Source organism: Algibacter miyuki (assembly GCF_030409805.1).
Taxonomy (GTDB): Bacteria; Bacteroidota; Bacteroidia; order Flavobacteriales; family Flavobacteriaceae; genus Algibacter; species Algibacter miyuki.
The window spans coordinates 640,589-653,241 of the sequence record NZ_JAUFQP010000010.1 but is presented as its reverse complement, the minus strand read 5'-3'; the positions used below and the strand labels follow the sequence as shown (position 1 = coordinate 653,241).

Genomic DNA, 12,653 nt, shown 5'->3' with positions numbered 1-12,653 from the left:
ATTGAATTTTTAAAAAATTTACGACGAAGTTACTCGTTTTTGCTTTAAAATAAAGAATTAAACTAACATCGAAAAAATTAAACGTACCTTTGCAACTTAATATAAGAGATGGTGTTTACTACATAAATTGTCATCTCAACAGCTCGAATAAAGAGCTTTACTAAACAATTTTTATGTCATTTCAATCTTTAGGCTTATCCGAAGCCTTGCTAAAAGCGATTAGCAAAAAAGGATACACTACCCCAAGTCCAATTCAAGAAAAAGCCATTCCTCCAGTTTTAGAGGGGCACGATGTTTTAGCTTCGGCACAAACAGGAACAGGGAAAACAGCAGGTTTTACATTACCGCTTTTACATATTTTATCTGAAAATCCGAAGGATAAATTCAGACCAATTCGTGCTTTAATTTTAACACCAACACGTGAGTTAGCAGCGCAAGTTTATGCGAATGTTAGAGAATATAGTGAGTTTTTAAATTTACGTAGTGCAGTTATTTTTGGTGGTGTAAACCAGAAACCACAAGTAGCAACGCTTCGTCAAGGTATTGATGTTTTAGTAGCCACTCCGGGACGTTTATTAGATTTACAAAACCAAGGATTATTGTCACTTAAACGTGTCGAAATTTTTGTTTTAGATGAAGCTGATAGAATGCTTGATATGGGGTTTTTACGCGACATCGAAAAGGTTATTAAATCGATGCCAGAAAAACGCCAAAACTTAATGTTTTCGGCCACGTTTTCTAAAGATATTAAAAAATTAGCGCATGGGATTTTAAATAACCCGGTGCAGGTGGAAGCCACACCAGAAAATACAGCAGTTGAAGCGATTACTCAAAAAGTATATCGTGTGGCTAAAGGTTTAAAAACGCCATTAATTATTAAGTTAATTTCTGATGGAAACTGGAAACAAGTTTTAGTTTTTGGACGTACTAAACATGGGGCTAATAAACTATGTGAAAAACTGGATAAAGCGGGTATTTCGGCGGCAGCTATTCATGGAAATAAAAGTCAAGGAGCTCGTACAAAAGCGTTAGCCGGTTTTAAAAGTGGACGCATTCGTGTGTTAGTAGCTACTGATATTGCAGCGCGTGGATTGGATATTCCATTATTACCACATGTTATCAATTTTGAAATTCCAAATATTCCTGAAGATTACGTTCACCGTATTGGTAGAACAGGTAGAGCAGGGGCAAATGGAGTCGCATTATCCTTGGTAAGTGCAGATGAAACAACGTTTTTAAGAGATATTGAAAAGCTTATAGGTAATAAACTTCCGGTTGAAGTATTGGAAGGTTTTGAACCAGATCCAAATGCGTCTACGCAACCAATTAAGCAAGGGCAAGGTCGCCAGAACAGAAATTCTAGACCGTCTAATAAATCAGGGAATTCTAGTAAAAGCTCTAATAAAAGTAGTAATTCTAGAAGACCAAAACGTAGTACTGATAGACGTAAATAAAAGATGCAACAAATTTTAAAAGATAAAATTATTGAAGTTTGCGATAAAAAAATAGCTGCAAAAGGAGACGCCGTTGGTGTTTCCTTTTATGCTTTTTTTAAAAACAAAAATGATAATCCAGAATTGTTATTGGAAGCTGCCACTTGGTGGATTGAAACCCATAAACTAGATCATTTTGAAAAAGCAGTAAAAATAAAAGCACTAGTACATGGAATCTCAGCCAAATAACCCGTTACACGGTATCAAATTAGAACAAATTATCAACGATTTGGTGGCGCATTATGGATGGGAATACATGGGGTATAATATTAAAATTAAATGTTTTACAGATAATCCTTCGGTGAAATCTAGTTTAAAATTTTTACGCCGCATGCCTTGGGCACGGACTAAAGTAGAAAACATGTATTTAAAGATGCTAAAAAATAATAAGCGTTAACTATTTGTTGTTTTCGCGTTTTACCTTTTTAAGGTAGTATCAATAAATCTCGATATTTATTGAGTTTAAATGAGTTAGCCTATATCAGGATTATACATTCAAATATTTAAATATCATTTTTTTTAACTCGTACTTTTCAACGGGTTTGGTTAAAATATCTTGCATTTTAGCTTGGTTGCATTTTTCTAAAATCTCATCTTTACTTAAAGCAGTACAAGCAATAATTGGGGTTTTTTTGGTTATTTTTTTAATTTCTAAACTGGTTTGGTAGCCATTGATTTCAGGCATGTTGATGTCCATTAAAACTAAATCATAAGCTTTGTTTTTAATAGCTTCTATGGCTAAAAAACCGTTTTCAGCAATATCACATTCTACCCCTAATGATTGTACACTTTTTTTTGTAACCATTAAGTTTATTTTGTTATCATCTACATATAAAACCCGTTTCGATTTACTAATTTCTTTAAGTTCCGTAATGTTAACTGCGGTTTTATCGTCTTCTAAAGCAGCAGCATGAATACTGAACGAAACTTCTTGATGACCATTTTTGTTTTTACTGAATATCAAACTTGAATTAAAAAAAGACAACAGATTATTACACAAAATTAGACCTATGCTTAGTCCTTTTTGACTATCATTACACGCTATATTTATATCTTTATTCTCGATGCAATTAATCGCTTTTTGACTTATACCTGTGCCATCATTAACGATACGGAAATTTATTAGGGATCTACTGTTTTCTAAAACAACTTCTGTAACAATAAATCGTACAAAGTGAGCGCCTTGGGCTTCTACAGCATTTTTAAAAAGGTTTTTTAAAACTAAAGTCAATTTACCTTCATCTAAATCAAAACGATTGTTTTTTAGTGCTATTTCTTCAAGTAACTCTACCTCATTAATAATAGTTAATGAATTAAAATATGTAATGATATAATTTAGTAAGTTGTTAAGTTGAATAGGTGCGTTATTCAGAGTTACTTTGGCGTCAAAAAAGTTTAATCTAGAATATTGTAAAGAATTATCTAAGGCATGCCTTAAACTTATAAAAGCTAGATTTATTTGTAATAGATACTCTTTTTTTACAGAACTTTTTTGTTCCTTTAAATAAAGGGGGAAAAGTTCCTGTAAGGCGTAAAGTGGCGTTCTCATTTCGTGACTAACAATGCCTAAAAAATGATCGCGGTTGGTTTGCATTATTCTTAAAGAGGTGACTGTTTTTTGAATTCTTGCTTTAGAATAAATGTAGTAGGCTAAAAATAAAGCAAGGATGCATAAAATAGTAATTAAAAGATAATTTGTTTTTTTTACTAAATTGTTTTCTTTTATGTGGTTTTTATTTATGAGTTGAATTTTTTCAATTTCAGCCTCGTTTTTAATGGCTTGTTGCAAAAAATCATAACTAATGGTGAGCTTTTCTTTTAAAGAGGAATGAGTTTTTTGAGCAAAAAAGAAAGTCTTGTTCAAGTAAAATTCAATAGAATCTTGGTTTTTTGGATCATTAATAAAACTTCTTGCCTTGTAATAGCTAATCCTGCTTTTGTTTTCATACAAACGAGGGTTATTCCAAAATATGGACTCTAAATTTTCGTTATTTAATACATCTAAAATTTTTAGAGCCTCATCTACATCTTCGCCTTTTTCTAATAAGGCAAAAGCGAGATACATTTTATAACTGTATAAATGAGATTCTTGAAATATATATTTATCCCCATTATCCGCTTGTAAATTTTCTGGTTGAATGAAATCATTTATAGCTTGACGGGCTAAATCAATTAATGGGTCATATTTTTTTTGATTATATAATGCTATAATTTCAGTTTCATAAATGTAAAACTTGCGTTGTTTTCCGTTTTTAGTATCTAAATTTTTTGCTATTTCTACTGCTTCGGCATACTTTGAAAAATTATTAGAAATAGCATATGAATACGCTAAGAGGTTATAAGATCTGCACAAAGCAATACTGTCGTTTAATACTTGGTAACGCTCTATGGCTTTAAGGATGTGATCTGCAGCCTTGTCAAAACTACTTTGTTGTATTTCGATTAGGCCAAGCATGTGCTCGGTTTCTGCAAGGTAACTTGGTAATTTATGCTTTTTAGCATACTCTTTTATTCTATTAACCGACCTTAAGGATTTATAATGGTGATTATAAGCCATTTGAATATAGGCCTCGCCTCTTATAGAGTCTAAGTAAGTTGTGTTTTCACTTTGAGAAAAGCTAAGTGAAAAGGCGAATAATATTAAATAATTTAAGTGAGACCTAATATTTTTAAGAGCAGAATTAATCAAAAAAAGCATATAATCGTTTGTATATCATTGCTAAAATACAAATGATTATAAAACCTGATAATATTTCAATTAATAATTTGCTAGTTTTTTTATAGAAATCAAAATTTAAAACGATGAAGGTGCTGCATTCAAGGTTCTAACGCAACAAACGTTGCTTTTTTTTGTTAGCTACTAAGCTACATTTTTAAGTTCAGAATCCATAATTTCTTTAGGCGTTTTATAGCCAATAATTTTACGCGGTCTATTGTTAAGTTTTTCTTGAATATTCATGAGTAATTTTTCATCAATTTGGTTAAAATCTGTTCCTTTAGGAAGGTACCTTCTAATGAGTCCATTAGTGTTTTCATTAGTACCTCTTTCCCATGAAGAATAGGGGTGTGCAAAGAAAATTTTCATACCAGTATTTTGAGTTATTTTTTCGTGTCTAGCCATTTCAATTCCGTTGTCGTAAGTCATAGATTTTTTAAAAATGTTGTTTAATTGATTTAGTTTATGAGAAAACATTTTAGCGACTTCATCCGCTTTTTTAGAGTCAAGTTTTATAATAATAGTATATCGAGCTTTACGTTCAACAATGGTTCCGATGGCACTTTTATGATTCTTACCGATGATTAAGTCGCCTTCCCAGTGCCCAATTTCAATTCTATCATCAATATGCTTAGGTCTGTTGTCTATACTGATTTGGTTGATTATTTTGCTACCAGTTCCACGTCTTTTTTTAGGCGGTCTCCGTCTTGTTTTTTTACGTACCAGTAGTTTGATTAGTTTTCTATTTAAACTGGCTTGAGGTCTTGTATAAATATGTTTGTAAATAGCTTCATGAGAGATAGACATAATAGGGTCATTAGGATAAAGTTCTTTAATTCTTCCAGAGATTTGTTCAGGCGTCCACTGAGATAAAAGTCCTTTATAGACAAAATGTTTTAAAGGTTTATGAGTGCTTATTTTGTCTAAATTTCTTTTGTTTAGGTAATCATCTTTAGCACACCAATGCGATAAATCTGCATCGTATTTATCATTGGGATTATCTACTAATTTGTTTATTTCTCTAGAGATTGTAGATCGTGCTCGGCCGAGCTGTTTAGCGATATAAGCTTTGGATCTATTTTCGTTTAAAAGGGTCTCTATTTGTACTCTTTCTTTAAGGGTAAGTCGTCTATGTTTTTTTACTTCCATTATAACAAATCTATTAATTTAGATTTGTTGCGTTAAGTTATTGAATGGAGGGGTTGTTTAATGAGAGGGGTTGTAACGTAGTGGAGTATGAAAAGTATTTATTTTTTAGAAGTATTTTTCTTATCACGCCTTGATTTGTTCTTATAATTGTGCTTTTTCAATTGTTATATATAGAAAGCTATAGAAATACTCATTGAAGATTCTTACTTTTTAGCTATTATGTAGTTTCCTGAGAAATTCTTCAGAGGAGGAGCGTTTTTAATATTCTAAGGGTATTGAGTGAGAATTGTCGTTGAGAGCAACAACTTAGTATATAATTAGTTTAATACGGCTTTATTTTTCAAGTTTAGCAACGTCGTCTTCCGTAATTATGGTTTCATTTATATTGCCCCAAGTGTTGGATATATAATTCATCACATCGGCAACTTCATCATCACTTAATCCTAAAGGTGCCATACTGCCGTTATAAGTTTTCCCGTTAACCACCATGCTGCCTGTTTTACCAAATTTTATAATTTTTATACTTTCAACTCTTTCTTTTATAAGAAAATCAGATTGCGCTAGGGGCGGATAAACGTTTTCTACTCCTTTACCATCGGGTAAATGGCAAGACATACAGAAATCAGTGTAAATTTCGCTGCCTCGAGCGATGCTTTCTTTTAAAGGATCAGTTTGAGTATATAATGTTTTAACAGGCATGGTGCTGTAAAGTGAAAAGCAAATTATAACAAAAAATGCGATGAATTTCATAGGTTTATTTTTATTTAATAGGAACAATTTTTACAATACCTGTGCCTTCTACAGCCACGTAAATGTAACCGTCTGGCCCTTGAATAACGTTACGAACACGGCCAATATTTTTAAATAATTCTTCACGCTTTACTACTTTGTTATTTTCAAGCACTAATCGCTCTAAATATTGAAACTTTAATGAGCCCACGAGTATATTGTTTTTCCAATCGGGATATTTATCCGAAGTTACAAAGGCCATGCCGCTTGGTGCAATGGATGGCGCCCAATAAAATAAGGGCTGTTCCATACCTTCTTTTTCTGTGATTTCTGTAAATGCGGTGCCGCTGTAATTTACACCATACGAGATTATAGGCCAGCCGTAATTTTTACCTTTTGCTATAATATTAATTTCATCACCACCTTTTGGGCCATGTTCGTTAACCCAAATAGCACCTGTTTTTGGGTGTTTTATCATGCCTTGCGGATTTCGGTGTCCGTAACTAAAAATGGCTGTTTTGGCGTTGGGTGTTTCTATGAAGGGATTGTCTTCAGGAATGGAGCCGTCATCATTTAAGCGGTATATTTTTCCGCAATCGCGCGTAATATCTTGTGGGTTTTCATCTCGATTACCGCGCTCACCTATAGAGAAATATAAATATCCGTCTTTATCAAATTCGATTCTAGAGCCAAAATGTTGTCCTTTTTTTGTGTTCGGACCTGCTTTGTATAATACTTCTTTTTCAACTAAAGTATTACCCGATAATTTTCCACGCATTAGAGCGGTATTGCCACCATCTCCTTCGCCTTCCGCGGAAGCGTATGTAATATATAACCAACCATTATTGGCGTAATTAGGATGAATTTTAATATCTAATAAACCACCTTGTCCACGAACATAAACTTCAGGGAGACCTTCAATATTCGTTTTTGTCCCGTTTTTAAAATGAATAAGTTCACCTGTTTTTTCGGTAATAAGCATGCTGCCATCTGGTAGGAAAACCATGCCCCAGGGGATGTTTATTTCAGGAACAACAATTTCAGTGGTGTAATTTAAGGCTATCGGCGTTTCGGCCTTTACTTGCGATTCGCTTTGTTGTGCACATGCATTTAACGACAGTGTAAATATGGCGATGAATATATGTAATTGTTTCATTTTTTGTTTTTTTTATAAATTTAGTTAAAACATATAACTTAAGTTTATTCCTGCGTAATAATTTAATGGTTGGCTAGGGTAATAATATCTTGGTGCAGCACCTCCAAAACCTGTGGCATTAATAAGAATTTGCGATGCATAACGGGTGTTGAATACGTTATCGAGGCCAAAATAACCATTTAATTTAAAGTGCTTATTTATGTTGTATTTGTAGCCCATTTTTATGTTAGTTACGCTATACCTATCGGAAAAAAGGGCATTGCTATCGGTTATTGGTATGCGGCCTACGTATTGGTAGTTTATGGAGGAATATAGGCCTAGTTTTGTATCTAAGTCAAAGCCTGTGTTTAATATATTTGAGGGCAAACCTGTTAATTTGTTTCCTGAGAAATCGTTGCCTTCATCTACAAAATCTTTAAATTTAAAATGATTTAAAGTGTAAGAAGCGTATTGATGTAGTAATAATTTTTTCGATGTTAACCATTGGTATCTCAAAATCATTTCTAGTCCGCTGTGCAAGGTTCTACCCGCGTTAACGCCTATAAATTGGTCATTACCAGTTCTTCGAGCAACTAATAGATTTCGAACATCGAGTCGGTATAATGCTAAATTGATTTGTAATCGCTTATCGAAAAATGCACTACGTGTGCCTATTTCATAATTCCAACCTGTTTCTGGTTTTATATCGGTATTTATCAAGCCATCGGGTAGTAGGGTTTCTTGCGTTGTAGGTGGCGAAAATCCATGACTAATATTCGAATAAATATTAATGTTTTCCGTTAATTGATGAGATACACCAAGTTTGGGAGATAGCATGGCTTTAAAACTGTAATCACCAGATTGGTCGGGGTTTTCGGTTGAAATAAAACGGTCTGCTATGGTGTAAAATGTTTTGTTGAAATTTAATCCAAACGTAAACATGGTATTTACTGAAGCTTGATAATGGGTTTCAAAAAAGATGTTGTAATAGGTTCTGTTTTCTCTAAAATCAGAAAATTTATCACCTTGTACAGATCCTGTGCCTTCTGGAGCGTCTTGATAAAGATTGTCGTAATTTTTTGAGTTGTAGTGGTCTTTAAATAATTCACCACCGATGGTGTAATTGAGGGTTTTGAACGTTCCAGAAATCCGACTTCTAACGCCAATAGCTGTTGTGTTCTCGGTTAAAATATCAAAAGGTCGGGGTTCGTATGTTTTTTTGAATGAAGTAAAAATACTACTCACTTGTTTCAGGTTATTGGTGTATTGATGATTCCAAGAAAGTCCTAAAATACCACGCTGAGTATCTTCATATCCTTTTGATTGCGCCCAAGTAAAAGCCGCCGATTTTGGATTATTTTTATAAGAATCTTCGTTTAAAGAGCTTGGAATAAAAGCTTTTAAATCAACATAACTCGCTATAATGGAAAGGTCATTTTTTTTGTTCAAAAAGTGGTTAGAATTATAGGTAAAAGTTTGGCGGTTGTACGCATTATTATCGCGGTATCCATCACTTTGTGTATTGCTGTGGATTATTTTGAAACTGTTATTATTTGTACCATGATTGATGTTTAAAACACTTTTAGCAAGTCCGAACGATCCAATTGTAATATCACTTTCCGCTGTGGTTCGATTTAAGTAAGCGTGTTCAGGAATGAGATGTATAGTCCCTCCCAATCCGGCACCATAAATGCTAGATCCGGCTCCTTTTATAATTTCAAATCTAGAGATGGTGCTTAATTCAAAATCTTCAATAGCGGTTTCTCCGTTCCCTGAAGTTAAAGGAATATCTTGAAAATACGCTCTTATTTTTGAAGTTCCGTATAAATTTCTAGAGCCAATACCTCTGATTGAAATTTTATTCGTGTTTAAAGCTCCCGATTGCATAAATACGCCAGGTACTCGGTTTAATGCGTGTATAGGGCTGGTAGTAATACCACGATCAATATCGTGGGATGAAATAATATTAACTGTAGTATTGGTTTTTTTTAACTCTAAAGGTAAGTGATGCGCGTTAACAATAACTTCATTTAATTGATTGGGGTTAAGTTCTAACTGAACGATTTTAATGTTAGATTTTAGTGTAATACTAATTTCTTTATACCCCGTTTTGGTAAATTGATATTCGCCAGAGCTAGGAACTTCAAAGTAGCCTAAATCATTCGAAATTGAAAATTTGCTATTCTCAACATTCTTAATGGTAACCTGTTTTAGTGGCGTGCCATTTTCTTTTTCAATAACTCGCACCTTTATAGGGTTTTGCGCATTGGAGGTTAGGAAACAGAAAGTCAGAATGGTTGTAATACTTGCTTTGAGAAAAATGGATGATTTAAATATTTTCATTTCGGGATTGAACAACTTTTGTTTGGTAGGTTCTATTGGTGCAAAATATAAGATATTTTGATTTTATTAAATGTTAATTTTTTTTAAAACTGAAATAAAAAGGACTCTGAATTGAAGCGTTTTATTGAATAGAGGGAAGGGGTGATATTTGTTTTCTCAATCGTGTTATTTTTTCTTCGGAATTATCTCAACATGTTTATTTTTTCAGAAATAGATCCACGCTCATCGATACGAGCAATTAAAAACATCATTTTAATAGTAAATTTATGATGGGTAATCGATGTTGAAAAGTTAGAGATAGTAGCATCCCTATCGGCTATAGCAATGTCTTTAGCTTCTAAGTCGGGGTAATTTACAAGTACGTTAGCAAATTTCCAGGCACCATCTCGCGCTAAACCCATGCTAAAGTTTATGATAAAATCATCAACTTTATTCGTGAATTTTAATATTTTGAGTAAAGTGGGCCAAATTTCAGCTAAATCGGCAGAAACTTCATGTGTTAAAGCAGATAAAATATCATTAATTTTATTGAAATCGGATTGTAATTGTCTTATTGTCGTAGGCTTTGTTATTTCCGCGGCAGCGATACCTAAATCTAAATTAATATGGGCATTCATCCCTAAAAGTAAATGTTGAAGGACAATAGGTTGCCAATTTGTTGCAGCATCAAATGCAGATTGCCAAGATTTTGAAACAGGTTTGCCTTGCTTGTAATTGGAGTAAGCGAGTAAATAGCGATTGGCAAAAATAACATCTAATTGCGCCATGCGAACGTCGTCTTCAAAATAATTTGTACCAAGTTTGTTTTTTACGGTAATGGTTACTTTTTGATAGAGTGCAGCAAAATAGCCTAACGTACTTTCGTTTTTAATAGAATCTTGAATGATGTATTCTAAATGAATAATAACGTCGTCTATAGTGTTTGCAATCATGCCATCAAAAATTAGAGTTAAAGGTTACTCATCAATTAAAATCTCTAATATTTTTATTGCGGCTTCACTAATTTTTGTGCCCGGACCAAATATGGCAACGGTTCCAGCATCAAATAAAAATTGATAATCTTGTTTTGGGATAACCCCACCAACTACAACCATAATATCGTCGCGATCATAACTTTTAAGCGCTTCAATAACCTGTGGAACTAAAGTTTTATGCCCAGCAGCTAAAGAGGATATGCCTAAAACATGTACATCATTTTCTACGGCTTGTTTAGCAACTTCTTCTGGGGTTTGAAAAAGTGGGCCAATATCCACATCAAACCCAATATCGGCATAACTGGTGGCAACTACTTTTGCGCCACGATCGTGACCGTCTTGTCCCATTTTGGCAATCATAATCCGTGGGCGTCTACCATCTTGCTCTGCAAAAATATCAGCTAATTCTTGAGCTTTTTTAAAGGGTTTATCGTCTTTTATTGCTTTACTATACACGCCAGAAAAGGATTTAGTTTGTGCTTTATAACGCCCAAATTCAATTTCTAAGGCATCACTAATTTCACCTAAAGTGGCTCGTTCGCGAGCTGCTTCAATAGCTAAAGCTAATAAATTATTTTGTCCTGTGCGTGCGGCTTTGGTTAAATTTTCTAAAGCCGTTTTTACTTTTTTAGAATTTCTACTCGCTTTTATAGTGTTTAGGCGTTCAATTTGTGATTTTCTAACCGATTGATTATCGACCTCTAAAGTAGAAATCGGAGCTTCTTCGTCTAAAACATATCGGTTTACACCAACAATAATATCTTGATCAGAATCTATTTTGGCTTGCTTTCTAGCAGCGGCTTCTTCAATTCTAATTTTGGGGATACCGGCTACAATAGCTTTAGTCATTCCTCCAAGTGATTCCACTTCTTCAATTAAAATCCAAGCTTTTTCGGCAATATCAGCGGTTAGTTTTTCAACAAAATAACTGCCTGCCCATGGGTCAACTGTTTTTGTTATTTTCGTTTCTTCTTGTAAGTATATTTGTGTGTTTCTTGCAATTCTAGCCGAGAAATCGGTAGGTAAGGCAATAGCTTCATCAAGCGCGTTGGTATGTAAACTTTGGGTGCCGCCAAAAACAGCAGCCGTAGCTTCAATTGTAGTTCTAGCGACATTATTAAACGGATCTTGTTCTGTTAAACTCCAACCAGAGGTTTGACAATGGGTGCGTAACGAGAGCGATTTTGGGTTTTTGGGGTTGAAAGGTTTTACTAGTTTAGCCCAAAGCATTCGTGCGGCGCGCATTTTGGCTATTTCCATAAAATGATTCATGCCAATACCCCAGAAAAATGATAGACGCGGTGCGAAAGTATCAATATCTAAACCTGCTTTTAAGCCTTCTCTTATGTATTCTAAACCGTCGGCTAGGGTGTAAGCGAGTTCAATATCGCAGGTTGCTCCGGCTTCCTGCATGTGGTAGCCAGAAATACTTATGCTATTGAATTTCGGCATGTGTTTACTCGAATATTCAAAAATATCCGAAATAATTTTCATCGATGGCGCTGGCGGATAAATGTATGTGTTACGCACCATAAACTCTTTTAAAATATCGTTTTGGATGGTGCCAGCGAGTTGCTCGGGTTTTACACCTTGCTCTTCTGCAGCTACAATATAAAAGGCCATAATAGGTAAAACGGCGCCATTCATAGTCATGGAAACTGAAATTTTATCGAGCGGAATGCTGTCGAAAAGAATTTTCATGTCTTCCACAGAATCGATGGCCACCCCGGCTTTACCAACATCACCAACAACACGTTCGTGATCGGAATCGTAGCCCCGATGTGTTGCTAAATCAAAAGCAACCGAAAGTCCTTTTTGCCCTGCTTTTAAGTTTCGTTTGTAAAAGGCGTTGCTATCTTCTGCTGTAGAAAATCCTGCATATTGCCTAATGGTCCAAGGTTTTTTTGCATACATGGTGCTGTAAGGGCCACGTAAATAGGGAACCATTCCAGCAACAAAATTGAGATGTTTTAAAGCTTTAATATCACTTTTTGAATAGGTAGATTTAAACGGAATTTGTTCGGAAGTGATAAACGTAGTCGTGTTATCGCCTTCGGAAAGGTTGGTTTCCGTAGTGGTCTTTAAAGTGATATGTTGCAGTTTTTTTCTCAATG

The 12,653-nt window shown here is 34.3% G+C and carries 10 protein-coding genes; 3 read left to right on the top strand and 7 right to left on the bottom strand.

Annotated features, from left to right (window positions below; translation table 11 throughout):
* Nucleotides 1–173: 173 nt before the first annotated feature.
* The 3 genes from QWY92_RS10670 to QWY92_RS10660 are packed head-to-tail and all read left to right on the top strand — an operon-like array spanning nt 174 to nt 1,890.
* Nucleotides 174–1,454 carry a DEAD/DEAH box helicase gene (locus QWY92_RS10670; RefSeq protein ID WP_290271080.1) on the top strand — a complete coding sequence of 427 codons (1,281 nt, stop codon included), beginning with the start codon at nt 174–176 and terminating at the stop codon, nt 1,452–1,454.
* 3 nt (nt 1,455–1,457) lie between these two features.
* Nucleotides 1,458–1,682 carry a DUF6500 family protein gene (locus tag QWY92_RS10665; protein WP_290271078.1) on the top strand — a complete coding sequence of 75 codons (225 nt, stop codon included), beginning with the start codon at nt 1,458–1,460 and terminating at the stop codon, nt 1,680–1,682.
* Complete coding sequence (locus QWY92_RS10660) at nt 1,663–1,890, top strand: VF530 family protein (RefSeq protein WP_290271076.1); 228 nt, start codon at nt 1,663–1,665, stop codon at nt 1,888–1,890. Before QWY92_RS10665 ends, QWY92_RS10660 begins: the two co-directional genes overlap by 20 nt.
* Nucleotides 1,891–1,980: 90 nt before the next feature.
* Here QWY92_RS10660 and QWY92_RS10655 read toward each other — a convergent pair whose 3' ends face one another.
* The 7 genes from QWY92_RS10655 to scpA form a co-directional block, all read right to left on the bottom strand.
* Nucleotides 1,981–4,191 (bottom strand): response regulator, encoded by a 2,211-nt coding sequence (locus QWY92_RS10655; RefSeq protein ID WP_290271074.1) that lies wholly within the window; start codon nt 4,189–4,191, stop codon nt 1,981–1,983.
* A gap of 162 nt (nt 4,192–4,353) precedes the next feature.
* Nucleotides 4,354–5,358, bottom strand: coding sequence for an IS30 family transposase (locus tag QWY92_RS10650; RefSeq protein ID WP_290268461.1), 1,005 nt, complete (start codon nt 5,356–5,358; stop codon nt 4,354–4,356).
* 333 nt (nt 5,359–5,691) lie between these two features.
* A complete protein-coding gene (locus tag QWY92_RS10645; protein WP_290271072.1) occupies nt 5,692–6,108 on the bottom strand; it encodes a c-type cytochrome in 417 nt (138 codons plus the stop codon).
* A 10-nt stretch (nt 6,109–6,118) separates the two neighbouring features.
* Nucleotides 6,119–7,243: a PQQ-dependent sugar dehydrogenase gene (locus tag QWY92_RS10640; RefSeq protein ID WP_290271070.1), complete on the bottom strand. Its 1,125-nt coding sequence runs from the start codon at nt 7,241–7,243 to the stop codon at nt 6,119–6,121.
* 24 nt (nt 7,244–7,267) lie between these two features.
* Nucleotides 7,268–9,565, bottom strand: a complete 2,298-nt coding sequence (locus QWY92_RS10635) for a TonB-dependent receptor (protein ID WP_290271067.1) — start codon at nt 9,563–9,565, stop codon at nt 7,268–7,270.
* Nucleotides 9,566–9,747: 182 nt separating this feature from the next.
* The gene (locus QWY92_RS10630; protein WP_290271065.1) at nt 9,748–10,497 is read right to left on the bottom strand and encodes a DUF5995 family protein; all 750 of its coding nucleotides are present in this window, start codon (nt 10,495–10,497) and stop codon (nt 9,748–9,750) included.
* Nucleotides 10,498–10,521: 24 nt separating this feature from the next.
* A complete protein-coding gene (gene scpA / locus QWY92_RS10625) occupies nt 10,522–12,651 on the bottom strand; it encodes a methylmalonyl-CoA mutase (protein WP_377879811.1) in 2,130 nt (709 codons plus the stop codon).
* Between the last annotated feature and the right edge of the window lie 2 nt (nt 12,652–12,653).